This is a genomic window from Sulfurovum aggregans (assembly GCF_055385215.1).
The window spans coordinates 1725702-1752003 of record NZ_AP042387.1 but is presented as its reverse complement, the minus strand read 5'-3'; the positions used below and the strand labels follow the sequence as shown (position 1 = coordinate 1752003).

The window sequence follows — 26302 nt, the reverse complement described above, 5'->3', positions numbered from 1 at the left end:
GATGCAAAAGAACATGATTGGATTTCTACTTCTTGCTTTGTTGGGAAGCAGTAGTGTAACATATTCACAGAATGTCAAGATTCAAATGAATGAAAAGAACTATATCAAGTTCATTACACTTGACAAAGGGATCATAAGAACCATATTGATTCCTAAAGATGATTCATTCAAAACAAAGACTACACCCTACTCTGTAAAACAGATAAATGCGAAACAAGGTATTATCATAAGGTTTAAGTCTCCTTCACCGGAATATATAGATGAATTCAAAACAAAATATGGACTTAAGTTTCACACAAAACTATTTATAGATTACTATATCTTTCAAAATCTTTCAAAACAAAGTGATATTCAACTGATAAATAATATTATTGAAAATGAAACGAATATTGAAACAATAAAGCCCAATTGGCATATGAAAAATATCCCTAGATAAGAAATTTAATTATCTTTTTTTAATACCAAGAATACTTTATCAGCCTCTTCTAATTCATAGAGGTTGAATTCATCACTTATAACAAATTCTAAACCACTTGAGTTCACTATCTCATTTACTGTATGATAATACTGTTTGATTGTTTCTTGAGATTTTTTGAAACATTTACCCTCTTTTTCAAACAGTGTGAATTCTGAAATATACTTACCCTCTTCAAAATCACTGTCAACCGTCAAAAAACGTTCTTCATCATCTACGATATATGAACCTACAGCAACATTTTCAAAACCATAAAGAGTGTTGATATCACATAAAAAATATCCGCCTTCGTTAAGATGTTCATTCACACAAATTAAAAAATGTTTCAAGGCTTCTTTATCCAGATAATTCAACATATCGAACACAGCTGTTATCACATCATATTTTCCGCTTAAATCACATAGGTTGATACACTGTGAGGGAATGCCTTGTTCGGCTGTTTTGGATACCATTGCAGGGCTCAGATCGATACCCATAACTTCTTCAATACCTAATGCGCCTTGCATCTGACGCAGGAAATCACCTGAACCGCAACCTACATCCAGAAATGTATCAAAATCCAGTGAATTCAAAAAAAGAAGATAGTGTGCATAGAGTCTCGGGGCAGCCTCTTTTACACCAAGAAGGTCCTCTACTTTGGCGTAGAGGTCAAGTGAATCAGAACTGTTCCTAGCCACGGCTTACCACCCAACCAAGTAGGTATCTATATTTTTGATGCTGTGATTTCGTTCATAATCAAGGCAGAGTTTTGAAGGACTCGTCTGAGCGAATTCGAAAAAATCTAACGTAGAGTATGGGCGAAAGCACTGCACCCTTTGGGAAGAACGAGAGAAGACAATCTGCAAGCAAAAAAATCTTTGAATTAGCCAGCTAGTCCTACATATTTTTTCACTCACAACTTGCCTCCTCTCGTTCTTTTAAAAGTATAGATACCTACTTGGTTGGGTGGTTAACAACTGTTTTGATTTTTTCATAAAGAGAGAGAATTTCCTCTTTTTTCGCATAAAAACTATTTTTATTGGAGATAAGATGTGCAGAAGAGTCCATGATATCTTCCGCTACTTTCAGTCCGTTTTCTCTCATAGTACTACCTGTCTCTACAATGTCAACAATAGCATCTGCAAGACCTACTAAAGGTGCAAGTTCTATGGAACCATAAAGCTTTACCACCTCTACCCCTACAGCTTTTTTGGCAAAGTAGTTTTTAGTGATATTCACCATTTTGGTTGCCACTTTTATGTTGGGGCGTGACCAGTCGAGTTCATCTTCATTTTTAATACCAATGGCTACTTTACATTTACCAAGCTGCATATCAAGAAGTTGGATGATATCAAGTTCTTTTTCAGTGATCACATCCAAACCTACTACACCGATATCGGCTGCACCGTGTTCTACATATGTCGGGACATCCTGGTTACGGACATTTAAAAAACGAAATTCACCCATATCTAAAATGAGTTCTCTCCCCTCAAACTTGAATTCTCCACCGAAGATCTCTGCAAATATTTCCAGAGTCTGCTCTGCAATTCTTCCTTTTGGAAGTGCTACTGTTAACATAGTTCATCTCCTTGAGGTGAAAGTGATGAGTGATGAGTGATGAGTGATAAGTGTTGGTATGTATTGCTCTGCAATACTACTTCTTGTTGAACAAATTTCATTTAAAACCTTACTACTTTGTCTCTAATGCTCTAAGCATTCCGTGAAAGACCAATGTTTCATTATAGATAGCATCATCAAAAAAATTAGCAAGTAATTGACCATCTCCACCCGTAAAGTAGAGCTTTTTACCATTACTATGTTTATCTATGAGTGCTTTTATAGACGCAATTATACCATAGCTTATCCCATCTTTAGTTGTGGTAGGAAGTGTGCTGAGTGATATTTGATCATTTAAATCCATATCTAAAACAGATGAGATGGATCTGTAGCTCTCAAGATAAGCTTTCAACCCGGGCAGGATGAATCCTCCTCTATAAACTCCATCCTCCATAATATCTACTGTAATAGCCGATCCGGCATCTACGAAGAGACCATCTCTATGACTTAGACACAGTGCTTTTCTATCTACACCCATAGTCTCATAAGCACCCTCCAAGATTATCTCTTTAGAGATATTTTTCCAAGACTTGATCTTTTCTATCTTCTCTTCAAGATGATGTTTTACCGAAATGTAACAAAGTGATGTATCATGGTATTTTTCTATAGCATCCTCATACTTAAGATGTTCTACTTTTTCACCATTATAGATATGAATATGCGTATTGCCAATATCTGCTAACCATAATTTCTCTCTTCCTGCTATCACTTTCACTCTCCACTATCACTAAAAACACGCCAACCATGCTCTTCCAACATTGCTTTGGCATGAGAGCAGAGTGGTGCTTTGATGATAATATATTTTTTGGTGACCTTACTGTCAATATACTTCTCTACTTTTTCATGCAGTTCCATAAGTTTACCTGCTTCTTTTCGAAGCACTCTACTCTTCTTTTCAACTTGCATGACCAAAGCATAATAGCCTTTCAGATCAACACCCAGATAGAGTGCAACCTTTTTACGCGAACCAAGTTCTTTGGGCATTACCTCTTTAAGTGATTTGAATATAATATGCTTTTTTTGTAAATGCTCTACGATCTCTTTCATAATAACATGATACCTAAATCAGCTAAGCGGATGATAACTCTGCATTGTATCTGCCAGGTTCTGTTTTTGTATATGCGTATAGATCTGTGTGGTCTCCAGTGAACTATGTCCCAATAAATCCTGTACTACACGCAAATCTGCACCACCAATGATAAGAGAAGAAGCAAAAGAGTGACGTAATACATGGGGTGAGACACCTAAATATTTTTTTACTGTCTTATAGGCAGAGATACGGCTTAATGGTTCACCTCTGTAATTGAGCCACAGATAACTGCTGTGCAGATCCTGTTCTTTCATGTATGCTTCCAATGCTTCCAATGCTACAGGTGCCAAAGGAACCATACGTTCTTTCTCACCTTTGGCAAACCTTATCTTTAGCCATCCCTCCACTATATCACCTCTCTCTACACTCAATGCTTCAGAGATACGACACCCACTGGCATACAAAAAAAGTATCAGGGCATAATCACGTAAACCCATAAGCGTACTTCTGTTAATGTTATTTATGGCTTTCAGGATCTCATCATTATTTAGATATTTAGGAAGATTTTTAGGCACTTTGGCCATAGGGATCTTTATTTTTTCATAGCTAAAGTTTTGAAGATGACAAAAGTGGAAAAAGGTATTGATAGCTGAGAGTTTTCTGTTGAGGGTTCGTTTATTTTCAAATGTAGCTAAAAACTTAAGTACGTCTGCCGTTTCCAGTTTCGTAAGTTTTTTTTGTGTAAGTTCTTCAAGCTGTTTTAGATCACTTATATAAGAAGAGACCGTAAGCATATCCAGTGCCTTAGTGACACTCAGATATTCTTCAAAAGCTATGAGTAGATCACTCATAACCTAATGTAGAGAGATCAATGATCTTCCCGTCTTTATACAGTTTTGTTCCTGTAATAAATACCGGAGTATCTACAGTTCCAAGATCATAGATCTTATATTTACTTAAGTCTGCAGAGAGTACGATAAGCGAGCCTTGCTGATCTAAAGCAAAAACTCTTCCACCGAATGCTGTGGCAGCAGAGAAGTGTGCAAATTTGAATTTCTTTTTTGCCAGTGGCTGAAGTGCTGTATCAAGTTTCACCACTTCCCCCTCTTTCGTAAAGAGATAAATATTTCCATTCGAAGTAGTGACTTCAGAGATATTCGCATGATACTCTTTTTGTCCGCCACTGCCCAGTGTGATCAGTCTTTTCGGTGTTGCTGCCACCATGATATTGTCCATACGGGACAGATACACAACGTTGTTAAAAGCTTTTTCACTGCTGATATAGACCACTTTTGCATTTTCTGTATCTGCAGAGTTCAAAATGATCAATTTTCCGTCAAGCATCGGCATGACTGCCAGATCATCGATAAATATCGGACTTGCAGCTCTGGTATCGATAGCAAAAGTTCTTTCTGAACGGTCTTCAAGTATTTTTAGATTATTTTTTATCTGATAGATACCAAAAGCATTATTATTCAGGATATAGGCGATCATCCCGTTCCGGATCGTTGCAGAGACGATAGGTACATGAAGAGATACCGCACGTACCGATTCTCCAGTACTTTTATCAATGATCTTCAATATCCCCTCTGTATTACCTGCCAGCACATAAGCAGAGCTTTCACTCAAAAATCTATACCCTTCACCAAGGTTGATCTTGCTTAATCCCTGTTTCCCTATATACTGTCCGTTCTGTAAAGTAGCACCGTCCCTGCTGATATCAACAATAGTTCCACCATAGGAAGATACTGCTCTTGATGCAGAATAGCTTTGTTCCGGTTCAAAATATTGTTTAGAACTACATCCGGAAAAGATCAGTGCCGTGATTGCCAATGTAAAAAATAATCCCTGTTTCATTATTTTACCTTTAATGTAGAGTGCTTGAGAAGCGATGCCACCATTGCAAGCGGTGAACGTTCATTAATGAGTTCCAGTTTTGCTTTGGCACTTTTTGTATTACCTGCTTTGATCGCAAGATACGCTTCTTCAAGCAATGCCATCTCTTTATACAATATGGAATCAACAGGTTTTTTTTCAAGTGTTGCCATGGTATACCTGCTGGCATCTGCGATTACCGGATCACTGCTGTTCACTAAACTGCTTAATGCTTTTACATCCTGCTTTTTAGCTGCCTGGGCATAAGAAAAAAGTTCAAAAAGTGCCGGATTTTTTTCTTTAAGTGTTGCAAGTGCCTGTGCATCATCAGCTTTGGTCTGAAGTACCAGGAAAGCACTGTTTGCTGCCTCAAGCCTTGCTTGTTTTACAGCATCCATTGCCGTTCTGCCTGCAAAGAAGAGAAAGATAGCCGCGGCAATACCCCAGATCTTGAATTTATGCTTCTTATAGAGTGTCTCTAATTTAAACGCACTCTCAAGTATTTTTTCATCACTGCTTAACTCTTTTTTCACATCTGCAATATCCACTGCATTCTCCTACATTCAAATTAATTAACATATATTATACCTTGTAGAGTTAAGATTTGGGTTATAGTTCAACAACTGTAATCCCTAAGTTCCCCGGCATCCTGTAAAACTTCTCTATTTTAGGATGATTTTTGAGATAATCTGTTACCAGCTTTGATAAAATACCTCCACCTGTCCCGTGTATGATCTGTACTTCACTCAGTCCATTGACCAGTGCATCCGAGAGAAACTTATCTACGGTATCTATAGCTTCATCCGCATACATGCCGAGAAGTTTTACAGACACCCTTGCCCCTGACTTTTCCACATGTACTTTTGCCTGTTTCGGTTTTTGTGAAACTTTCACTTTAGGTGTATCACCTCTTCTCTTAAGCTGAGAAAGAGGTACCCTCATCTTAAGTCCGTCAACAATGATCGTAGCATCCTTGCCGCGCAAAGAGAGTAACTCACCTTTATGGGAACGGTACTTTACCTTATCTCCCTCTTTAAGCGGTATCTCTTCTGAAAGTTTTATCTCTTTTTGTTTGAACTCTTTGCGTTGATGTGCTACATTGAGAAGTCGTCTTCCTTCTGTTGATTCTTTTGCTTTTAAGGCTTCTCTTGCCTTTTTGGTTGCTGCATTGTAACGGTTCTCAAGGGTTGCTATGGCTTTTCTGTGGCTTTCCTGAAGCTTGATCTCTTCATCCAAAAGCTTCTGTTTCTGTTTTTGAACTGCCTTTAACTCTTTATCAACTTCTGCTATTTTCATACGCATCTCACGTTCAAGTGAAGTAGAACGTTCTATCAGTTCATTGAGGTTCTCTTTGTCCTCACCATATACCTCTTTTGCCCTATTGACAATACCTACAGGAACTCCGTAACGCTGTGCTGTCTCAAAAGCATAACTCTTCCCTATGCTCCCCTGTAGAAAAGTATAGGTCGGAACACGTCTCTCTTCATCATAGAGCGCAGCAATGAGTTCTACTTCATCATCACTTGCCATAAGTGAAGCCAATCGTTTATGGTGTGTTGTCACGATAAAAGTAATCCCTTTTTTACGGAGCTCATCCAGCATCACACGAAAAAGGCTTGCCGCTTCATCACTGTCGGTTCCCAATTCTATCTCATCCACACCTACTATGGCATCTTCTTTATTGAACAGTTTCGCAAACTCCTGCATACGTCCTGCAAATGTTGAGATATCATTTTTTACTGACTGCGGATCATCGATCACTGCTTCAATACTTTTATAATGTCCTACTTCTGTTTTGGAAGCATCACATTTAAAGGGCAAAAGATATTTGCTCATATAAACGGCACTGAGCATGGACTTAAGCAGCATCGTCTTACCTCCCGCATTCACTCCTGTTACAAGCATGATCTGTTTATTCATGTCCATGGTAACAGGAACAGGGTTCTCTATGGCCGGGTGTGCAAAGTCTTGAAGTTTAATACGTTTTTGTCTGCTCGGCAGGATGAACTCATACTCTTTGGCTCTGGCAAAACTCACTCTTGCCTGGTAGTGGTCAAACCGGTCATACTCTTTGTTAATGAACGATAAAAAACGCTCCCACTTCAAAAATACAGCTGAGATATCTTTACAGTAACGGTAGATCAACTCTTCTTTCTTACTGAGCAGTGCAGACTCTTTCTCTTTCATATGAGAAATACTTTGAGGAAGGATATAGAAAAAACCGCCGGGACTTCGTGCTGCTACTGTAGCTTTAATAACATTATTGAACCCGCCACGTACAAGAAGCGTCTCCTCACCACCATTAAAATGTACTTGTGTGTCAACCAGATAATCCCTTAGTTTAGCAGAGTGGGTAAGTTTATAAAGCGTCTCTTTGATATCAATTTTATTTTGTTTGATCGCACGTTCAAGTTTAAAAAGTTCAGGATCACGTTCAGGGTTGATATCCCCTTCTTCGGTAAAATACCCTATGATTTCAACAATATCTTCAGGGATCTCGATATTTTGTATCCAGGAACTAAGCGGTTCTGCAAACCCTACTGCCTTTAAAGTATTAAAGTAGGAGAGTATCGTCACAAAAGCATAGATCTCATCTAAAGAAAGTACACCTTGCTTTTTGATAAGATTTAATGTTCTATCAAGATTTGGTACAGATTTCGGTAGTGGGAACTGCACTTTGGAGAGTGCCTGTATGTAACGGTAATGCTGGTTGATATCTCCCATCATCGCTACCGGTTTTTCTCTGGCTAAAAATTGTCTGAACTGATGAATATATCCATCAAGATCTAATTTCTGGATGATAGATTTTTCATTTGTTTGTTGTGCTGACACGTATCAGTTTCCTCTGCCTGTAATTGTTGTTTGGGTTGAAATTATACTATAATACTCTCACATAAGGAAGCATATGAAATATATAATGGTTGCAATATTTGTTGCGTTGGCACTCCTTACGTTTCCCAAGAAAAGTTCAAATATTATAACCCTCTCACCCAAAGATACCATCTTGGCTTTTGGCGACAGTCTCACTTATGGCTATGGTGCGAATCCTATAGAGAGCTACCCTTCTGTACTCTCCTCTCTCACAGGACATAAAGTGATCAATGCCGGTATAAACGGAGAAACATCTGAAGCAGGGCTCAAACGTTTACCGACACTCTTACAGGACAAGTCCATCAAACTGATGATACTCTGTTTAGGAGGCAACGATATTCTCAGAAAAAAATCTATGTCAAGCCTAAAGAACAATCTAAAGACTATGATAGATATGGCAAAAGGAAAAAACATAGATGTATTACTTGTCTCAGTACCGAATATAAGCTTGTTTGGACTCTCACCGCTTGAACTTTATGAAGAAGTCTCCAATGAAGAAGATATTCCTCTTGTCAGCGGAGTACTGACAGAGATCTTGGGAAATTCCGCACTGAAAAGTGACCAGGTACACCCCAATGCTTTAGGATATAAGCAAATAGCTCATAAAATTTATGAGAGTTTAAAAGAAAATGGATGGATATAATGATGGGTACCTTTAACAATAGGTGCCCTTATGCCTCTCCACGTATCTGATAAGTAATGTCTCCGGCACCGAAAGCTGTGACAAGTCCATCACTGTATTCCCTGATGACACTTCCGTCCCTAATGATCTTTACAATACCGTCTTCTTTTGTAACAGCATCAGCCATAAGCAATTTATATCGGCTGAATGCCCCTTTGAGGTCTATATCTACTTCAAGTTCCCCTACTGACCAGATAGGAAGGATAACAAGTTCATCCAGACCTTCAAAACACTCTACAAATGCCTGAAGGTTATCCATCGTTCGTGAATATTTATGAGGTTGCCAAATGACATTCAATTTGGTGAACTCACGTAAAGATTTATAGGTTTGAAGTGACTCCATCGTTACTTTGATCTCTGTAGGGTGATGCCCATAATCATCTATGACTACACAGTTTTCCCGGTTTTGTACAATATCAAAACGTTTTTTGATGCCTCTGTAGCTCAGCAGATTTGTACGGATATCTTCCAACGCTTCACCAAGCTCCAATGCACCCAAAATGGCCAATGCAGCATCAAGTGCGATATGATTTCCAAAACCGAATACTTCAAATGTACCCAAATCCAAAAGTTCAAACTTTGTATGGGGCTCACCATTCACAAGAACGAACTCTATGTTTTTGATATCTTTTGAAGGGTAGAGCTTAATACTTTCCATCTCCAGTGAAGCGAGGAATTCATCTTCTGCATTGATAACACGTACTTTAGCCAGTGATAAAAAGTTTTTATAGGCATTGTAAAAACGTTCTTCATCATACTCATAATACTCCATATGCTCCGGTTCAACATTGGTAACAATAGCCAGGTAAGGATTTGAATTTAAAAAACTCTCATCACTCTCATCTGCTTCAAAAACCACTTTATTGTTAGGATAGTTACGGACGTTTGAGCCAAACGCTTTACTTATAGCACCGATAAGTGCATTGGACTCAGGAACGATAGAAGCGAGCATCGCGGAAGTGGTACTTTTTCCATGTGCTCCACCCACGGCATAGACCTCTTTTTCACCCAGGATAAACTTCAAAGACTCTTTACGTGAAAGTAGTTCTATACCAAGCTGCTGTGCTTTTTGGTACTCAGGATTATTTTTGCGTACCGCTGCTGAGTAGATGACCCTGTCTACACCTTCTACTGCATCTTCATGATGAGGAATGGTGATCTTCGCATCAAAGTTCGTTGCCAGGTCATTGGTAATTTCTGTTTGTTTGATATCTGAACCGGAAATCTTATGTCCGTCATTATAAAGAAATTTTGCCAATGCTGAGAGCCCGATACCTCCAATACCTATAAAATGTATTTTCATCTTTTTTCTCCCACATTCATTGATAAATGCATTGCAAAGCAATGCTTACAGTCACTCTTCACTCTTCACTCCTCACTCTTCACTTCAAAAAGGCTAAGCCTTTTTGCCATCCTCTTCCAAAACTTTCAACTCTTCTTTTCCCTGTTGTACATACTTGGCGAACATGGTTAAAAGAATATCATTTGGCTGTACGAATGTCTGAATGAAAAAGGCCAGTGGATCATGTTCATCTATACCGCTTACATCGACCATATTCTCAATAAAATCATCAAAGCTGTTTCCTGCCATCACTGCACATGCATGTATCATCATTGCATCTTTAAGTTCTGCATGGTCGATGGTATGATACAACACTAAGAACATCTCTTTGGCAGCTTTTTTATCATTCTCACTGTAGCGTTGAATGGCATGTTCATAGATCGCTCTTGCTATCGCTCTCTCTTCAATGTCATTCATATCAAATGATCTATGTGTTGAAAGATACTCTGCAAGTTTATCAAAAGCTGTGTTTACAATAAATGTAAAAACTTCATTAATGTCATCTTCAGCTGCTTCGATAACCAATTGTGCATCTAAAAGCTGATACCCTTTTGCAATACTCTCTTCTTCTTTACACTCTTCTTCGAGTCTTTTTATATTCGCTAAAAACTCCGGGTCTTTTTTTAATTCTTCTACGTGAATCTCAGGCATATCCATTTAACTATTCTCCAATGCTAATTTAATTCGTTCTAACGCTTCTCTTGTTTTGTCTGCTTCATACACAAGTGCAAGTCTTACATACCCTTTGCCTTCACCCTCTCTACCCAAAAATGAACCGGGGATCACTTTGAGGTTATACTCTTTGTAGAGTTTGGTTGTAAAGGCTATCTCATCTTCTACTTTGAGCCATATGTAAAAAGTAGCTTCAGGTGTATCTACGCCTAAAACTTCTTTGGCAACTTCAAAATTCTTTTGATACTTTGCTCTAAAATCATCTACATGTTCCTGGTCAGCCCATGCTGCTGCTGCCGCATGTTGCAGAGGCAGCGGTGAAGCACAGCCTACATACGTTCTGTAAACCATATAGTTTTTCAGTATCTCTGCATCACCTGCAATAAATCCGCTTCGCAATCCAGGGGCGGAAGAGCGTTTAGAGATAGAGTTGATCACAAGTACGTTCTTAAAACACTCATTACCCACTTCTATACTTGCATTCAAAAGTGAAGGGAGCGGCTCATCCAAATAGAGGTCAGCATAACACTCATCATTGAGCAGTACAAAGTCATGTTTCAGTGCCAACTCTACCCACTTTTTCAAATCATTCAATCCCATCACGGAAGAGGTCGGGTTGTTAGGTGAATTGAGTATAACAAAATCAGCTTTTGCCAATGCTGCTTCATCCACAACAGGCTGAAAATGATTCTGAGCATTAAGATTAAGGTAAATTACCTCAGCCCTACATGCTTTGGCTGCACCCTCATAGATCTGATAAAAAGGGTTGGGAAAAACCATCACCGGGTTTTCAACATCATGCAGTAAGAACTGAGGAAAGTTAAAAAGTACTTCTCTTGTTCCGAAAGTAGGGATGATCTGGGTATTGTCAAGTTTTAATGCAAAACGGTTTTCAAGATAGGTAAGCATCCCCTCTCTAAGCTCAGCTTCTCCAGCCGTTTTGGGATATTTATTAAGCAGAGACGCACTCTGCTTCAAAGCATCCAGAATAAACTGCGGTGTTTCAAACTGAGGCTCACCGATGGTCAAAGAGAGCGGTGTATAAGCACTGTTGGGTACTACATTTTCAAGAAGGAGATTAAGTTTCTCAAAGGGGTAAGTTTCAAAGTTCATTGCTGCCCTAAATTTTTAAGGAATTATAGCGTAGTTGCAGTAAACTATAACTTTATCAAAAAAGCACCGCTGCTAATATGTTTGCGTACTTTTTTCAATGCTGTTCTGGCACTCTGTTCATCCTTGTATGCCCCTACAAGAACTTGGTACTTGTCAGAATGACGTACCTTATAAGGCAGTCCAAAATGTTCAAGTCTAAGCAGATAATTCTGATTTGGAATTGAGTTGAAGAGACCTACCTGTACATAATATCTTTGCAAGGGGGAGGTTTTCCCCTGAGAATCAGAAGGTTCATTTGTTTCCATAGACCATAATGTATCAATTGAAGGCTGTGCTCTTTTCTCCCTATATTCTACAAGCCATTTTATAATATCATCCTGGAGCTTTGCTGCCCTCCAATTTCCTTTTTTTGTATTGACCAATATCACTACCGTATAGAGTCTGCCTGACCTGCTTTTCACATACCCGGCAATATTTTTGACTCTTTTCAGTGTTCCTGTTTTCATCCAGGCACGATTTTTCACGGCGGTTCTTCTAAAACGCTTTTTGATGGTTCCATCCACCCCTGCAATGGAAAGCGTATTCATCCATCTCTGTCCATAATATCTATAGGCATTATCATACAGAGCTGCCAGGATCTTTGCATTGATCTTGGCACTGCGTGAAAGTCCGCTGCCATTGTCTATTTTCATTGTACCCGCACATAAAGCACCCTTGCTTCGTAAAATATACTCCACTGCCTTTCTACCTTTTGCTACAGTAGCAGGTGCACCATACATTTTGGCACCCAGATAGAGAAGCAGATGGCGCGCATACAGATTGTTTGATTTTTTAGCCGTTTTGGAGATGATCTTCTCTAAACTTTCAGAGTAATGGATGAACAAAATACGTGCATTTGCAGAAATTTTACGTAAACGCATTGTTCCGGCTACCTTTACCTCTGCTTTTTCCAATGCATCTTTTAAAGCATAATAAAAGGATTTGTAAGGCTTGGTGATCACTTTACAGATATTTCTTTTTCCACAGCGCTTTGAAATTTTACCTTTCAGCAGGACTTCGGGTATTGCTTTACTCTTGTCTATCTTCACAGCCGGCCAGGAGTACCTCCCTCTACACGGCTTATTGACACGTTGTAGATGATTCCGGACAATATAACTTCCATCTACCTCTTTCTTGCTTACCTCATCTTTGTTCGGTATGACATAAATGGTACTGACACGTTCATTGAACATCATAGCATCCGGCATAGCATTGTACGGACTGTAAGTATACTTGTCAAATCCGGAATTGTCTTTTGTCCCTACCGCAAAATAACTTCTGTCTATGACAATATCACCTGTTACTCTTCGAATACCTTTGGCTTTGATATTGGCTACTATGTTATCCAGGTCTTTTGAAGAGAGTGTGGGATCACCAAAACCTTTTACCAGAAGATCACCATAAAGTACACCGTTTTTCACTGCACCTGTACTATAGAACTGTGTGGGCCAACGATAGTCAAATCCTAATTTTAAAACAGATGCATACGTACTCAGTACTTTTATGACCGAGGCAGGTGTATGGGTCTTACTTGCATTGAGAGATGCCAATACCCGGGTATTGACCCCTGTCTCTTTAATATAGATACTGATATCATTTTTGGGAATATTGGATTTTTGGATCATATTCTCTATTTCGGAAGGAAATGCATATGCCCAGCAGCTGATCAAAAGATAAAGTATAAAAATCTGTTTCAAATCATTTTCCTGTACGCCTGAAATAATCTTTCCATAACTTCTTCCAAAACTTCTTTTGAAGTGCCTACATTCAGACGCATAAACCCGCTGCCTGCTTCACCAAAACTCTCTCCGTCATTCAATCCCAATTTTGCCTGATTCACAAAAAAGTCTACTAATGCTTTGTGTTCCAGCCCTAATGCTTTACAATCAAGCCACATGAGAAAAGTTGCTTCTGTAGTGATACACTTGACAGGGATCTTATGCTTTTCCATAAAAGCTTTTACAAATGCTATATTGGCAGACAGATACTCTTTCAATGCTTCAAGCCATGCCTCACCCTCATCATATGCCGCCATTAAAGCTTCTATACCGAAAGGATTGCCGTTGGTGATACCGGATCTGCGTTGCTCATGGATGTAAGCTTTACGCAGTTTTCTATCCGGGATAATGGCATAAGAGCTGTTGAGCCCTGCAATGTTGAAGGTTTTGGAAGGTGCATTCAGGATGATGCATTTCTGGGCGATCTTTTCAAAAGAGCCTATACTGTGATGTGTTTTTTCATAAACGATATCCGCATGAATTTCATCAGAAACGATCAACACATCATGCTCCACACAGATATCGATCACTCTTTCCAACTCTTCTTTATCCCATACCCGGCCTGTAGGGTTATGTGGAGAACAGAGTAAAAAGAGTTTTGCCATTCGTGCTTTGGCTTCAAAATCTTCAAAATCCATACTGTACTTACCCTCTTCATAACACAGAACATTATCAAGCAGTGTACGTTTCTGCCTATGTACGGAAGCGGCAAAGGGAGGGTAAAGCGGACTCTGGATGATAATACCGTCCCCCTCTTGCGTATAGGCATTAATGGCAAAGTTGATAGAGGGTACAACACCGTATGCAGGGACTATCCACTCACGTTCTACATCCCAGTCAAATCTTTTTTGTATCCAGTTTTGGATAGACCTGAAATAGTTCTCCGGGTAGACAGTATAACCATACAGAGGATGGACCGCTCTTGCTTTTAGAGCCTTCTGCACACATAAAGGTGAAGCCAGATCCATATCGGCGACCCAAAGAGGAAGCAGATCATCGGTACCGAACTTCTGTTTGGCTTCATCAAATTTAACAGAATACGTACCCTGTCTGTCTACAGCCTCAAACATACTACCTCTTCTGCCATACTGTCATCTCTGCGATGGTATGTTGATGTTTTCTTGCCGTCTCCTGTATAACAAAAGGTATGTCTTGTGTATCTATGAGTTCAAATTGAGGTTCAAGAATCTCTTTTAATCCCTCCAGTATACTCACATTCTCACCATCTTTTTTATACCCTCCTATCCACTTCTCTTTAGGGGTAGACTCCTCTTGCCAGGTATATGGGGAGGTCATAATGAACAGTCCTCCTTCATTTAACCGTGAAGCAAGTGAATCTAAAAACTTCTTGGGGTCATAAAGTCTATCTAAAAGATTACCTGCAAAGATAAGGTCAAAATCTTTAAAAACAGGTTTGAGGTTACAGGCATCTGCCTGCCAGAATGCTACTTTTTTACGTTCTTCTTCCAGATCAAATGCTGTAAGATTCACTTCATGAAAATTTTCCAGTTCCCCCTCTGTCGGCATCACGTAACGAAGTATGCTGTTCTCTTTTAATGCCTGAGCTTCCTGAATGAACCTTGCTGAGAAATCCACCCCTATGACTTCATCAAACCCGCGTGCAAGTTCAAAAGAGCTTCGACCTATGGCGCAGCCTATATCAAATGCTTTTCGTTTCGGTTTGTCTTTCATATATTCCAAAGCGATGCTTGTGCATTTCGCAGGGTAATTCTCGACTCCCAATGCATTTTCACCCCACCCGAAATGGCAATATTGTGAGATAATACTATCGGTAGTATAGCTGTTGGTAGTCACTTTTTCCTCATAGTTACTCTCTACATATCGAAAGCCTACATGTTGATAAAAATGCCGCCTAAACCCATAACGGCTCTTTTGTGTTGCAAGATTTCCACAACTTATCCATGAACCTCCATTGATGAGATTATGTTTGCCATCAAAAGTAGGTACGGTAAAATCGTCGTAGACAGGATGTACTTTAAAATCCTCAAAAGGGTAGATAGGTGTACGGGACCACTGCCATACATTTCCTATGACATCATAAAATCCATTATGCTCATAACAGTCTACAGGTACAGATGAAGCAAAACCCTCCAGGTTTATATTGGCCGGTGCTTTACCTTTCCCTCTCCACTCTAAGTAGGAAGGTACTTTAGTTTCATCACGTAAACGTATGTATTCCTCTTCAGTAGGTAAAGTAAGCGTCAAACCCTCTTTCCCGCTCAGCCACTTACAGAAGGCCTCTGCTTCCAGGTAGTTCACTTCCACAGGCCAGTTTAGCGGCAGATCGATCTCTCTGGTAAGTGTACGAAGTTTATACCCCTCCTCACTCTCTATCCAAAATAGAGGATGTTTCGCTTTGGTAAATGCTTTCCATGCTCTACCCTCACTGCACCAAAACGTATCATTCTCATACCCACCCTCTTTTACAAAAGCAAGGAATTGGGCATTTGAAGTAAGGTACTTGGATGCCTTAAATGCAGGGATATGTGCTTGATGGCTGCCATATTCATTGTCCCAGCCAAAAAGTTTTGCATCTCTGTTCTTACCCAGTATCACTGTACCGTTACTTACTTCTAAAAGTTCATTTTGGGGTGCCTCGCCATACTCTGTACACTCTTTCCAGTTCAGATCTTCTTTGATGGTTTCAAAAGGCAATTGGCGTATAAGAACAGAAGAGGTTTCAAGGTGGATATTTTCATGCTCTACTCCCATTAAGATCACCCACCATGGAGAGTCCTCAGTGACAGGAAGCTCTAAAGGAAGTCTATCGATAAGCCCAGAGACGACTTTATAGACTTTATCACGGTATGTTTGTGTTTGAGAAAGTGTTGGCCACTCATAATGCTTTTCATTGAGATCATCCCAACTCATCTCATCTACGCCTACAGCAAAAATAGACTCCAGTTTTGGATCTATACGTTCATCTATGATCTTGGCAAGCTTGAGTTTGTTTATAAAGAAAGTGGCTGTATGCCCGTAATAAAAAATAATAGGATGACGCAGTTCATCTGCTTTTTGGAAGTAGGCTTTTTCATCAGCTACGATATCAAAAAGTGATTCATAGCGTTTATAACAGCGTTGAAAATACGTCTTTATCTCTTGACGTTTTTCTTCACTGTTTTCGCCTGTAAGTGTAGGTATTTTTATCACATGTTTCTCCTCAAGAACTTCATGTAATATACCTGTTCAAGACTTAAAAATCTGTTTTTTCTTTAGAACTCTCTATCATAGAGACAATGATCGTATAAAGATTCGCAACGACTGCTCCGATAACCAATCCTACAGCCATAGTATCATTATCATAAAATTTCATTGCAAAGAATGCAGGTATAAGGTGAAGATCGGCGACCAGGGAACCGGCCAGAAGTTCTGCCGACAATATGTTCCTTACCCCTATCTTCAAAATAGTTGAAACGACATTCACACTTCCTGCAATAAAAAGTGCTACCAATGAATTCTCATACAAAAATGCTGCTGATGTCGTGAGACTCATTAAGGTAAAAAATATATAAAAAACTTTTCCCCATTGCATCGTAGCTCCTTAAAAGTTTACTGTATTATAGCGTACCATTCTCATACATAGCACGCATTTTCTCTTTTTCTTTCTCTCTCTTTACTTTTTCTGCTTCTTTGAGTCTGAAATCTGAAACGGAGAAACCAAGCCACATCAAGATAGGAGACGCTACAAAAATAGATGAATAGGTACCTACCACGACCCCTACAAGAAGGGTGAAACTGAACCCTCTTATAATCTCTCCCCCGAACAGGAAGAGTGTCAATACAACAAAGAATGTCGTAAGTGATGTCAACGTTGTACGTGAGAGTGTACGTGTTACCGATTCATCGATAATGGCACCGAGATCAGGATCTTTAATGGTCCTTATCCCTTCACGGATACGGTCAAATACGATAATAGTATCGTTCAGGGAGTACCCGAGTATGGTCAGAAGTGCTGCCAGAGTATCCAGATTCACCTCGATCCCAAAAAGCACCACCGCCCCCATGGCTATGGTAACATCATGTACAAGAGCCAACACCGAGGCAATGGCAAAACGCCATTCAAATCTAAAAGAAACATAGATAAGGATACCGATAATAGCAAGCAGCATCGACATCAGCCCTTTTTCCCGAAGCTCCGAACCTACTTTGGCCCCTACCATATCGACTCTTCTTACTTTGAAGTTTCCGGTGTCTTGAAGCAGTGTACGCATTTTATCACCTATATCTTCACCTAAAGATTTGGAACTCATTTTGGTACGGATGACCACTTCATCTTCACTTCCGAAATAGGTAACCGTAGCACCTTCGTAGTTTTTATCATTACCAATGGCTTCTCTCACTTTATCGATCGGTGCCTTGCCCTCATACTTTACCTGTACCAATGTACCGCCGGCAAAGTCTATACCGTAATTAAACCCTTTTGTAAGGATCAATCCCAAGGAGAGAACCAATAATACCACAGAGACTAGACCAAAACGCTTGCTTTTACTCATCAGAGAAAGCGGTTTTTTATATTTAAAGACTTCCACTATTTTGCCCCCTCTGCTTTAATTCCAAACCAGAAATTCAGTTTTTTCTTATCTATTTTTGGAAGTATCCATTGGTAGATACCATGGGTTCCCACAATAGCAGTAAGCATAGATGCCAGAATACCGATACTCATCGTAAGTGCAAATCCTTTAATGGCACCTGTACCATACGCATAAAGCACTACTGCAGCGATCAGTGTCGTTACATTCGCATCCAGAATAGCCGTAAAGGCATTGCTGTATCCATCTTCTATGGATTTGACCACCGATTTACCCTCATGCAATAACTCACGGATACGCTCATTGATGATCACGTTGGCATCCACTGCCATACCTACAGTAAGAACAATACCTGCCATACCCGGAAGTGTCAGTGTTGCACCAAAGAGTGACATAATAGCAAGAATCAAAAAGAGGTTCCCGATAAGGGCAACGTTTGCAACTACACCTGCCATACCATAGTAAAGTACCATAAAAAGTACTACTAAAACAAATCCAAGAGCAAGAGCCATTGAACTTGCTTTAATACTGTCTGCACCCAAACTTGGTCCAACAGAACGTTTTTCCATCACATATACAGGAGCAAGCAGGGCTCCTGAACGAAGGGCTATCGCAAGATCATGTGCTTCTTCCAATTTAAAGTTACCGGATATCTGTACACGCCCGCCACCGATACGTTCACGGATATTCGGTGCGGAATAGACCTTGTTATCAAGTACGACTGCCATACGTTTCCCTACACTTTTTGCAGTGAAGTCACCAAATATTTTGGCTCCTTGTCCGTTCAGGGTAAAGTTGATGACAGGCTGATTGTTTTCATCAAAACCTACTTTGGCATCTGTCAGCATGGAACCGTCGAGTACAGGGATCTGACGAAGCAGATATCGCTCCGGTGTATTGACATCAGGCAGAATCACATCACCATAACTTTTTGCTTCATTTTCATTCATGGTCGCTACTCTGGCTGCTCTGTCTTCATCAACTGCCATCAGCTGCAAATGTGCAGCACGGGCAATAAGTTCACGGATACGCTGTTCATCTTCCTGTGTTTTAATACCCGGTACCTCAACAAGGATCTTGTCCTCACCCTGTTTTGCTACTGTAGGTTCGGCAAGCCCAAATTCATTAAGCCTGTTACGGATAGTATCTACTGCCTGTTTAATGGCATTCTGCTTTGTTCTTGCTATCTCGTCAGCTGTCATTTCAAGTGAGAATTTCAGTCCGTTTTCACTCAGCACTGTACCTTCAAGCTCTTTTTTCAACAACTCTTTTGCTTTAGCGACATCATCAGCGTCAAGAAGTTCGAAAGTAATTTGTTTGCCATCTACTATACGAAGATCATCAAAAATGATCTCTTCATCATCAAAAATGTATTTTACAGATGCAGCCATGGATTTTGTACGGGACTCGATCGCTATCTCACTTTTGATCCCGAGCAGCATATGCAATCCTCCCTGGAGGTCAAGCCCCAGGGTGATCTTTTTTCCACTCTCACTTTGTGTCAAAGAAGGGATGGAGAACACTATCCCGAAAATGAGTGCAAAAGCAAAAAGTATGACTCTAAAATTAAGCGTTTTCATTACCCAATTCAACCTTTTTTGCAACAAATGCTCTATCCAGCTTTACTACTGTGTCATCATTTAGTTTGATTTTGATAAACTCTTCTTCAGGTTTAACGATCGTGGCAATAAGTCCACCGGTTGTAATGATCTTGTCACCTTTTGCGAGGCTTTCAAGCATTGCTTTATGTGCTTTTTGTTGTTTTTGCTGTGGTCTGATGATCAAGAAATAGAAAATCGCGAATAAGATAATAAGTGGTAGGAATGATCCAATCACGCTGCCTTGTTCTGCTCCCATAGGAATCCTTTTGAGTAAATTTTTAAATTTTCGTAAACATTTTAGCACCTTTGTACTAACAAGAGGCTTTTTCATAGCACTTTTGAGTTCTGCCTTTATCTACCTGAATCACTGGGGCTTTTCTTATCCGCTGTTCAATACCGTTCTGGGTATAACTGCATTATATCTCCTGCTTCAGACAGAAAAAAAAGTATGGTTCTTTTCCGGTTTTTTTATAGGATTATTCTGGTTTTGGTGGATAGGACTGAGTTTCAAACACTACAACATGCCATGGGCGATCCCTTTTGTTGTTTTCTTTGTGGCTTTAACCTATGGAATACTGTTTTGGATCATCGCTTGGATTGCAGAGCTTGTCGGGATGAGGGCAACCCGACCTACAAACGGGACTAAAGTCCCTGCTCCTAAAACAAAAAACGTTGCACAGCAACGCATACAATCACTCTTTACTCTTCATTCTTCACTCTTCACTTTAATCCTAAAAGCTCTCGGACTTTTCACGCTAAGCTACATTCATCCTTTTGGTTTTGACTGGCTGAAACCGGAGCTGATGTTCGTAGAGAGTTATCTGGGTATTCAAAAATGGCAGTTCGCCATCATTTTATCTGCTATCGGTCTATCTATCTGGAAGAAACAATATCTTTACCTGCTATTGATAGTTTCAGCCTATCAACCTTTACCTTCTATACCATCGGTCTGCAGCAATACGATACAGATCGTCACTACACATACTCCTGTCAGGGACAAATGGAATGAGTTACTTCACCCTGCACAGTTCAAAGCCCTTTTTCATACCATAGATCAAGCTATAAAGACGAACAAAAAACTCATTATCCTACCGGAATCTGTCTTTCCTGTATTTATTAATCGTTCTCAAACACTTGTTAACTTTTTAAAAGAAAAAGCCAAGCACATCTCCATTGTTACAGGTGGGTTATACTGGGATGGTTCAACACCAAGAAACTCAACCTATATCTTTACAAAAAATAAAATAACCATAGCCAACAAAGTCATACTTGTCCCTTTTGGCGAAAGTAACCCTTTGCCGGATTTTTTAAGTGACTGGGTCAACGAAATTTTCTATGATGGAGCAGTAGACTATAAAGCAAGCAGACAAGTTACGGATTACAAAATTGGAGATAAAAGTTACCGAAATGCGATCTGCTTTGAAGCTACAAGCGAAAGGCTCTATGAAGGAAACCCGAAAAACATGATAGTTTTAAGCAACAATGGCTGGTTCACCCCCTCTACAGAACCTACACTCCAAAAACTTTTGTTACAATACTATAGTAAAAAGTATGGTACTATGATCTACCATGCGATAAATATGTCGGAATCCTATGTGATAACGAACGGTACAACAAGGATACAAAAATAGATACAAGAAAATTCTGGACAGCTCCCATCAAAGGATACCAATACATCTCCAAAATGCTCCCTGCAAACTGCCGATACTACCCTACCTGTTCTGAATACGCCAAATGGCAGTTTGAATTCAATGCTCCTCATAAAGCACTGATAGCCAGCTCTTTACGCATTTTACGCTGTAATCAACTTTTTGACGGGGGGATAGACTACCCGGTCATCCATTATATCCCGCAAAGATCTATCTCTTTACTCAACTATAAAGCATTTTATGGCAAAATGAAAATTAACTATTGGCTCGTACCAAAAAATAAAAATCAATATTATATTGTAAAGGATTTTGATGGAACTTACACTCCATGCACCACTTGATATGCACCTTCATCTTAGGGATGGAGAGATGCTGGAAAATATTGCAAAAGCAAGCGCCCATACTTTTGCAGGAGCGGTTGTCATGCCAAACCTTGTACCTCCTGTAAGCAGTAAAGGGGAAGTTGTCGCCTACAAACAGCGTATCATGGATGCTATAGGAGATGAAAAATTCACTCCGTATATGACCCTCTTTTTCAAGCCGAGCTACGACAAGGCTTTTCTGGAATCTCTACGTGACGAGATCACTGCGATCAAACTTTACCCTGCCGGTATTACAACCAATTCTGAAGGTGGCGTAAGCGGTTTTGATATTGAAGAGTTACGTCCTGCACTCTCAGCAATGGCTGAATTGGATATACCCCTTTGTGTTCATGGTGAAACCAATGGTTTTGTGATGGACAGAGAAGCAGAATTTGTTTCCATTTACGAGAAGCTTGCAACGGCATTTCCTAAACTCAAGATTATCATGGAACATATCACTACAAAAGAGAGTGTGGCAGCCCTTGATAGATTTGACAACCTTTATGCAACGATCACCGTACATCATTTGCTTATCACCCTTGATGATGTTGCCGGCGGTATGCTTCAGCCACATCTTTTTTGCAAACCTATCGCTAAGCGTCCCGAAGACAGAGAAGCTCTGCTGAAAGTTGCACTTGAAGCACATCCGAAAGTGATGTTCGGTTCAGACTCTGCACCTCATCCAAAACATGCAAAAGAAGCATGCGGCTGTGCTGCCGGTGTTTTCACTGCACCTATAGCTTTACAGGTACTCACAGAACTCTTTGAGAAGAACAATGCCCCCCTTGAAAACCTTCAAGCTTTCATCTCCGGGAATGCACAACATATTTATGGGGTGGCCCCTATCGCTAAAAAGGTGACTTTAGAGAAAAAAAGTTTTAGGGTTCCCTCTGAATATAACGGAGTTGTACCTATGTATGCCGGTGAAGAACTGGTCTATTCTATCAAGGATGTCATAAATGGATAATCGTCTTCATGAATTTGAGAAAGGACATGAAGCCTTTCAAAAAGTTAAATTCAATCAGAGTAAAGAACGTTTTAAAAAACTGGTTTCAGAAGGACAAAATCCTAAAGCACTTTTCATCGGATGCAGTGATTCACGTGTAATGCCTGCTATGATCACGGGGAGTAAACCCGGTGATCTTTTTATTGTAAGAAATATCGGAAATTTCGTTGCACCGTATAACCCGGATGCCGATTATCATGCAACTGCCTCTGCTATTGAATATGCTGCAAGTATTTTAGAAGTTTCAGATATTATCGTTTGTGGACATTCGCATTGTGGAGCAATAGAAGCACTTTATAAAGATATAGAACAAACACCTGAGAACATCCACACCATCAAATGGCTGGATCTGGGACAAGAGGCTAAAAAAGTGGCTATGCTTGCTTATAGAAATGAATCTGAAGAAAAAATGTTACGTTATACTGAAAAAATCTCTGTTGTATATCAAATTGATAATCTTCTTACATATCCGGGGGTCAAAAGAAGAGTAGATGATGGTACACTTTTTTTACATGCTTGGTATTATAATATGGAAAATGGTGAAATAGAATATTATGATGATGACAATTATGAGTTCAAACCCCTTAGCCAAAAGGAATAATAAATAAAGGAGAGTGAATGATTGCTGACAATATTGAAGCACTGATAGGAAATACCCCATTAGTAAGAATAAACTCACTTTCAAATGAAACGGGTGTGACCATCCTGGGTAAATGTGAATTTATGAACCCTACTTCTTCGGTCAAGGACAGGATCGCATTTAATATGATCAATGAAGCAATGCTTGCAGGAAAAATCAATAAAAACAGTATTATTATTGAGCCTACAAGCGGGAATACAGGAATAGGTCTTGCTGCGGTCTGTGCATCCAGAGGACTTAAGCTTATCCTTACTATGCCGGATTCAATGAGTATAGAGAGACAAAAACTGCTGACTTATCTCGGAGCAGAACTAATACTGACCCCTGCAGCCAAAGGAATGAATGGTGCCATAGAGAAGGCTAATACACTGGTACAGGAACTTGAGAACGCCATAGTGCTGCAACAGTTCCAAAACCAGGATAACCCAGATATCCATAGAAAGACCACTGCGGTTGAGATACTTAAGGATACGGATAACAATATAGATATTTTTGTTGCCGCAGTAGGAACAGGAGGAACACTTACCGGTACTTCCGAAGCCCTTAAAGAGAAACTTCCTTCCTTGCTTTCTATTGCTGTAGAACCGGCAAATTCAGCAGTACTGAGCGGACATGCAGCAGGACTGCACAAAATACAGGGAATAGGTGCAGGATTTATTCCTGATATCCTCAATACTTCTATCTATGATGAAACGATTGCTGTGAGCGATAGTGATGCTTTTACAATGGCAAGAAAAATGGCGAAAGAAGAAGGATTGCTTGTAGGTATCTCATCGGGAGCAAATCTTCATGCTGCCTATCTTGCTGCCCTGAGACCTGAGAACAAAGGTAAAACAATCGTTACTATTCTTTGTGATACCGCCGAACGGTATCTCTCTACTGAACTTTTTAATACATAGGTTTATCTCTTGTCTGACAGTTCATCACTTCTATTAGAGACCATTAAAATAGAAGACGGGGAGTTTTTCAATCTCCCTTATCATCAGGCACGCTGTGACAGAAGCAGGCAATCACTTTTTGCGGCAACAGACATACTCGATCTTGCTTCTTATATCAAAGCTCCCCCTAAGGGACTCTATCGCTGTCGTATACTATATGATAAAGAGATACACTCTGTTGAATATATCCCCTATATACCCAAAGAAATACATCAATTAAAGATCATTGCTTCCGATATTACCTATGATTACAAATATGCAGATAGAAAGGAGCTGAACACTCTTCTTCAAAAAGAAAAAGGTATGGATGAGATCATCATAGAAAAAGAGGGTTATCTTACCGATACTACCATCGCAAACATTGCTTTTTACAACGGTGTACAATGGGTTACACCCGCTCGGCCTCTCCTTGAAGGAAGCATGAGGGAAAAGTTACTTGATGAAGGGTTTCTACATAAAAAAGAGATAAGAAAAGAGGATCTTGACAAATATACACACGTGGCTTTAATGAATGCTATGATAGGATTTAAAATTCTAAATAATTTCACAATAGATTTATAAAAGGGAAGTAATGACGGTCAACCTTTTTCAAACACCGGAATATAGAACACTGATAGAAGAGCATATCGTAAAAACGATTGGGTACCTGTTCAGCAAAGACCAGGAATTCGCACTTGCCTGTGAAATAAAATATGTCAACTTCAACCCGGAACTTCCTTCAAGCATAAAAGAGACTTTTAATGAGACTGTACTGTTTATTTTAAGCGGATACACCTATGAAACTGCAAAACTTGAAGAGGGATACTTCTCTTTTGAAGCGGGGTTTGGAAGTGAGAATTTCGGTTCAACGGTAACCGTTCCACTGCTTGCGATAAAACAGATTTTTGTAGGGGACCATCCTCTTGTGATCAATCTTGCCAATCCTGTTATACCGAAAACCATACAAAAAACTTCAAAAAACTCAATGGAAGCCTTGCTCAATAATCCTGAGAACAAAAAGCTTCTCAAGAAAAAGAAATAGCAGTTTTCCTTAACATTGCCCTGCCAGGATATAGTCTACCACATTGTCTACATAAGCATTGTGCTTATTCTCTTTTGAATACACAATGTAGAACTTACGTGTCATCGTATATCCTCTGAGTCTTGCTTCAAAAAGTTCACCTGCAGCGACTTCATCTGCAATAGCATATTTGGAAATAATAGAGACTACAGGCTTCTCTTCATCTTTTTTACTTCTTTTGATCGTTTGTAATACCGCTGTCGTATTACTTACTTCAGAAAGAACATTAAAGCTTTTACATGATACACCGAGTTCTTCAAATACTTCAGAAACAACACGTCTTGTATGGGAACCCTCGTCACGGCATATCCATTGATAGTCATATAACTCTTCGGTTTTAACTATTTTAGGAATAGGTACATTACTTACAAGAACAAGTTCATCTTCCCGCCACTCCCTGTAGATCAGGTCATTATCCATCACCGGTGATTCTATCAGACCTACATCCAGTTTTCTGTCTTTAAGTTTCTCTATAATATTATCGCTCACATCAATACTTAAATTGACATCATTATTGATCGCTTCACTCATAGCATTAAGGCACTCACCCGGTATGACGTACGTTCCTATCGTGAATGATGCCCCCAGTCTGAATGTCATCTCTTTGTTGATGATCTTCAGTATATCTTTTTCTGAAGCATTGATCTCTTTTTCCAGTCTGGTCGCTATTTTGTAAAGCTCTTCCCCTTCTAAAGTAAGTTTGATACCATTCTTTTTACGCTCAATGATTTTGACACCGAGATACTTTTCAATAAATTTGATCTGCTGTGTCACTGCAGGTTGGGAAATACCCAGTTTCGCCGACGCTTTAGAAAAACTTCTTTCTCTTGCTACCGTTAAGAAAGTTTCTAATTTTACAAAATCTTTTAACATTATGTTTCCTTATTGTTTTGTATATAAAAATTTAACTATTGTTATTGTATCAAATTATACTTAACTATTCATAAGGAAACCTTATTAATTTCATACAATTCATTTTACTTATAGTATATCGGGAAGTGGATCAAATTTTTCTATTTCTGG

General features: G+C 39.5%; 28 protein-coding genes. 9 read left to right on the top strand and 19 right to left on the bottom strand.

The window, feature by feature from the left end:
* The first annotated feature begins 1 nt into the window (after window position 1).
* Window positions 2-436 carry a hypothetical protein gene (locus ACZ48W_RS09005; protein WP_464828055.1) on the top strand — a complete coding sequence of 145 codons (435 nt, stop codon included), beginning with the start codon at window positions 2-4 and terminating at the stop codon, window positions 434-436.
* Window positions 437-441: 5 nt separating this feature from the next.
* Here ACZ48W_RS09005 and ACZ48W_RS09000 read toward each other — a convergent pair whose 3' ends face one another.
* The 8 genes from ACZ48W_RS09000 to ACZ48W_RS08965 form a co-directional block, all read right to left on the bottom strand.
* Complete coding sequence (locus tag ACZ48W_RS09000) at window positions 442-1152, bottom strand: class I SAM-dependent DNA methyltransferase (RefSeq protein WP_464828053.1); 711 nt, start codon at window positions 1150-1152, stop codon at window positions 442-444.
* Between the two features lie 256 nt (window positions 1153-1408).
* Window positions 1409-2032, bottom strand: a complete 624-nt coding sequence (gene hisG / locus ACZ48W_RS08995) for an ATP phosphoribosyltransferase (RefSeq protein ID WP_464828051.1) — start codon at window positions 2030-2032, stop codon at window positions 1409-1411.
* 112 nt (window positions 2033-2144) lie between these two features.
* Entirely contained in the window at window positions 2145-2780 is a 636-nt protein-coding gene (locus tag ACZ48W_RS08990; RefSeq protein ID WP_464828050.1) for a type III pantothenate kinase, read from the bottom strand.
* Window positions 2781-2782: 2 nt separating this feature from the next.
* The gene (locus ACZ48W_RS08985; RefSeq protein ID WP_464828048.1) at window positions 2783-3118 is read right to left on the bottom strand and encodes a hypothetical protein; all 336 of its coding nucleotides are present in this window, start codon (window positions 3116-3118) and stop codon (window positions 2783-2785) included.
* Between the two features lie 18 nt (window positions 3119-3136).
* The gene (locus ACZ48W_RS08980; protein WP_464828046.1) at window positions 3137-3952 is read right to left on the bottom strand and encodes a tyrosine-type recombinase/integrase; all 816 of its coding nucleotides are present in this window, start codon (window positions 3950-3952) and stop codon (window positions 3137-3139) included.
* Entirely contained in the window at window positions 3945-4958 is a 1014-nt protein-coding gene (locus ACZ48W_RS08975; RefSeq protein WP_464828044.1) for a hypothetical protein, read from the bottom strand. Before ACZ48W_RS08975 ends, ACZ48W_RS08980 begins: the two co-directional genes overlap by 8 nt.
* The gene (locus ACZ48W_RS08970; RefSeq protein WP_464828043.1) at window positions 4958-5524 is read right to left on the bottom strand and encodes a hypothetical protein; all 567 of its coding nucleotides are present in this window, start codon (window positions 5522-5524) and stop codon (window positions 4958-4960) included. The genes ACZ48W_RS08975 and ACZ48W_RS08970 overlap by 1 nt, the downstream gene beginning before the upstream one ends.
* A 61-nt stretch (window positions 5525-5585) precedes the next feature.
* Window positions 5586-7808, bottom strand: coding sequence for an endonuclease MutS2 (locus ACZ48W_RS08965; protein ID WP_464828042.1), 2223 nt, complete (start codon window positions 7806-7808; stop codon window positions 5586-5588).
* 73 nt (window positions 7809-7881) lie between these two features.
* Here ACZ48W_RS08965 and ACZ48W_RS08960 point away from each other — a divergent pair, with 73 nt between their 5' ends.
* Window positions 7882-8490 carry an arylesterase gene (locus tag ACZ48W_RS08960; RefSeq protein WP_464828041.1) on the top strand — a complete coding sequence of 203 codons (609 nt, stop codon included), beginning with the start codon at window positions 7882-7884 and terminating at the stop codon, window positions 8488-8490.
* Window positions 8491-8518: 28 nt separating this feature from the next.
* Here the strand turns inward: ACZ48W_RS08960 and murC are convergent, their stop codons facing one another.
* From murC to yajC, 10 genes are all read right to left on the bottom strand, one after another.
* Window positions 8519-9832 (bottom strand): UDP-N-acetylmuramate--L-alanine ligase, encoded by a 1314-nt coding sequence (murC, locus tag ACZ48W_RS08955; protein ID WP_464828040.1) that lies wholly within the window; start codon window positions 9830-9832, stop codon window positions 8519-8521.
* A gap of 93 nt (window positions 9833-9925) precedes the next feature.
* Window positions 9926-10528, bottom strand: coding sequence for a hypothetical protein (locus ACZ48W_RS08950; protein ID WP_464828039.1), 603 nt, complete (start codon window positions 10526-10528; stop codon window positions 9926-9928).
* Window positions 10529-11656, bottom strand: a complete 1128-nt coding sequence (locus ACZ48W_RS08945) for a succinyldiaminopimelate transaminase (RefSeq protein WP_464828038.1) — start codon at window positions 11654-11656, stop codon at window positions 10529-10531. It lies immediately after the preceding gene.
* Window positions 11657-11700: 44 nt separating this feature from the next.
* Entirely contained in the window at window positions 11701-13392 is a 1692-nt protein-coding gene (gene dacB, locus ACZ48W_RS08940; RefSeq protein ID WP_464828037.1) for a D-alanyl-D-alanine carboxypeptidase/D-alanyl-D-alanine endopeptidase, read from the bottom strand.
* A complete protein-coding gene (locus ACZ48W_RS08935) occupies window positions 13389-14543 on the bottom strand; it encodes a MalY/PatB family protein (protein WP_464828036.1) in 1155 nt (384 codons plus the stop codon). The genes dacB and ACZ48W_RS08935 overlap by 4 nt, the downstream gene beginning before the upstream one ends.
* 1 nt (window position 14544) lies before the next feature.
* Window positions 14545-16644 (bottom strand): 5-histidylcysteine sulfoxide synthase, encoded by a 2100-nt coding sequence (gene ovoA, locus ACZ48W_RS08930; RefSeq protein WP_464828035.1) that lies wholly within the window; start codon window positions 16642-16644, stop codon window positions 14545-14547.
* A 43-nt stretch (window positions 16645-16687) separates the two neighbouring features.
* The gene (locus ACZ48W_RS08925; protein WP_464828034.1) at window positions 16688-17026 is read right to left on the bottom strand and encodes a DUF6394 family protein; all 339 of its coding nucleotides are present in this window, start codon (window positions 17024-17026) and stop codon (window positions 16688-16690) included.
* A 25-nt stretch (window positions 17027-17051) separates the two neighbouring features.
* The gene (secF, locus tag ACZ48W_RS08920; RefSeq protein ID WP_464828033.1) at window positions 17052-18023 is read right to left on the bottom strand and encodes a protein translocase subunit SecF; all 972 of its coding nucleotides are present in this window, start codon (window positions 18021-18023) and stop codon (window positions 17052-17054) included.
* Complete coding sequence (gene secD, locus ACZ48W_RS08915; protein WP_464828032.1) at window positions 18023-19603, bottom strand: protein translocase subunit SecD; 1581 nt, start codon at window positions 19601-19603, stop codon at window positions 18023-18025. The genes secF and secD overlap by 1 nt, the downstream gene beginning before the upstream one ends.
* On the bottom strand, window positions 19590-19880 hold the full coding sequence (gene yajC / locus ACZ48W_RS08910) for a preprotein translocase subunit YajC (RefSeq protein WP_464828031.1): 291 nt from the start codon (window positions 19878-19880) through the stop codon (window positions 19590-19592). Before yajC ends, secD begins: the two co-directional genes overlap by 14 nt.
* Before the next feature lie 10 nt (window positions 19881-19890).
* On the opposite strand from yajC, the gene ACZ48W_RS08905 reads away from it, so the two are divergent.
* From ACZ48W_RS08905 to ACZ48W_RS08875, 7 genes are read left to right on the top strand one after another with little or no spacing between them, the layout of a single operon-like run.
* Window positions 19891-21255 carry an apolipoprotein N-acyltransferase gene (locus tag ACZ48W_RS08905; RefSeq protein ID WP_464828030.1) on the top strand — a complete coding sequence of 455 codons (1365 nt, stop codon included), beginning with the start codon at window positions 19891-19893 and terminating at the stop codon, window positions 21253-21255.
* A complete protein-coding gene (yidD, locus tag ACZ48W_RS08900; protein ID WP_464830486.1) occupies window positions 21252-21614 on the top strand; it encodes a membrane protein insertion efficiency factor YidD in 363 nt (120 codons plus the stop codon). The genes ACZ48W_RS08905 and yidD overlap by 4 nt, the downstream gene beginning before the upstream one ends.
* Complete coding sequence (gene pyrC / locus ACZ48W_RS08895) at window positions 21586-22602, top strand: dihydroorotase (protein WP_464828029.1); 1017 nt, start codon at window positions 21586-21588, stop codon at window positions 22600-22602. The genes yidD and pyrC overlap by 29 nt, the downstream gene beginning before the upstream one ends.
* Window positions 22595-23242, top strand: a complete 648-nt coding sequence (locus ACZ48W_RS08890; RefSeq protein ID WP_464828027.1) for a carbonic anhydrase — start codon at window positions 22595-22597, stop codon at window positions 23240-23242. Before pyrC ends, ACZ48W_RS08890 begins: the two co-directional genes overlap by 8 nt.
* Window positions 23243-23259: 17 nt before the next feature.
* Window positions 23260-24180, top strand: a complete 921-nt coding sequence (gene cysK / locus ACZ48W_RS08885) for a cysteine synthase A (protein ID WP_464828026.1) — start codon at window positions 23260-23262, stop codon at window positions 24178-24180.
* Window positions 24181-24189: 9 nt separating this feature from the next.
* Window positions 24190-24780 carry an aminotransferase class IV family protein gene (locus tag ACZ48W_RS08880; RefSeq protein WP_464828024.1) on the top strand — a complete coding sequence of 197 codons (591 nt, stop codon included), beginning with the start codon at window positions 24190-24192 and terminating at the stop codon, window positions 24778-24780.
* 10 nt (window positions 24781-24790) lie between these two features.
* Complete coding sequence (locus ACZ48W_RS08875; protein ID WP_464828022.1) at window positions 24791-25240, top strand: hypothetical protein; 450 nt, start codon at window positions 24791-24793, stop codon at window positions 25238-25240.
* A gap of 9 nt (window positions 25241-25249) precedes the next feature.
* Here the strand turns inward: ACZ48W_RS08875 and ACZ48W_RS08870 are convergent, their stop codons facing one another.
* On the bottom strand, window positions 25250-26152 hold the full coding sequence (locus tag ACZ48W_RS08870; protein ID WP_464828020.1) for a LysR substrate-binding domain-containing protein: 903 nt from the start codon (window positions 26150-26152) through the stop codon (window positions 25250-25252).
* Window positions 26153-26302 lie beyond the last annotated feature (150 nt).

Excerpts from the sequence above, each read along its gene's own strand:
- ACZ48W_RS09005 (WP_464828055.1), top strand. The coding sequence starts at position 2 with ATGCAAAAGAACATGATTGGATTTCTACTTCTTGCTTTGTTGGGAAGC.
- hisG (WP_464828051.1), bottom strand. The coding sequence starts at position 2,032 with ATGTTAACAGTAGCACTTCCAAAAGGAAGAATTGCAGAGCAGACTCTG.
- ACZ48W_RS08985 (WP_464828048.1), bottom strand. The coding sequence starts at position 3,118 with ATGAAAGAGATCGTAGAGCATTTACAAAAAAAGCATATTATATTCAAA.
- ACZ48W_RS08980 (WP_464828046.1), bottom strand. The coding sequence starts at position 3,952 with ATGAGTGATCTACTCATAGCTTTTGAAGAATATCTGAGTGTCACTAAG.
- ACZ48W_RS08975 (WP_464828044.1), bottom strand. The coding sequence starts at position 4,958 with ATGAAACAGGGATTATTTTTTACATTGGCAATCACGGCACTGATCTTT.
- ACZ48W_RS08960 (WP_464828041.1), top strand. The coding sequence starts at position 7,882 with ATGAAATATATAATGGTTGCAATATTTGTTGCGTTGGCACTCCTTACG.
- murC (WP_464828040.1), bottom strand. The coding sequence starts at position 9,832 with ATGAAAATACATTTTATAGGTATTGGAGGTATCGGGCTCTCAGCATTG.
- ACZ48W_RS08950 (WP_464828039.1), bottom strand. The coding sequence starts at position 10,528 with ATGGATATGCCTGAGATTCACGTAGAAGAATTAAAAAAAGACCCGGAG.
- ACZ48W_RS08945 (WP_464828038.1), bottom strand. The coding sequence starts at position 11,656 with ATGAACTTTGAAACTTACCCCTTTGAGAAACTTAATCTCCTTCTTGAA.
- ACZ48W_RS08935 (WP_464828036.1), bottom strand. The coding sequence starts at position 14,543 with ATGTTTGAGGCTGTAGACAGACAGGGTACGTATTCTGTTAAATTTGAT.
- ACZ48W_RS08925 (WP_464828034.1), bottom strand. The coding sequence starts at position 17,026 with ATGCAATGGGGAAAAGTTTTTTATATATTTTTTACCTTAATGAGTCTC.
- secD (WP_464828032.1), bottom strand. The coding sequence starts at position 19,603 with ATGAAAACGCTTAATTTTAGAGTCATACTTTTTGCTTTTGCACTCATT.
- yajC (WP_464828031.1), bottom strand. The coding sequence starts at position 19,880 with ATGGGAGCAGAACAAGGCAGCGTGATTGGATCATTCCTACCACTTATT.
- pyrC (WP_464828029.1), top strand. The coding sequence starts at position 21,586 with ATGGAACTTACACTCCATGCACCACTTGATATGCACCTTCATCTTAGG.
- ACZ48W_RS08890 (WP_464828027.1), top strand. The coding sequence starts at position 22,595 with ATGGATAATCGTCTTCATGAATTTGAGAAAGGACATGAAGCCTTTCAA.
- cysK (WP_464828026.1), top strand. The coding sequence starts at position 23,260 with ATGATTGCTGACAATATTGAAGCACTGATAGGAAATACCCCATTAGTA.
- ACZ48W_RS08875 (WP_464828022.1), top strand. The coding sequence starts at position 24,791 with ATGACGGTCAACCTTTTTCAAACACCGGAATATAGAACACTGATAGAA.
- ACZ48W_RS08870 (WP_464828020.1), bottom strand. The coding sequence starts at position 26,152 with ATGTTAAAAGATTTTGTAAAATTAGAAACTTTCTTAACGGTAGCAAGA.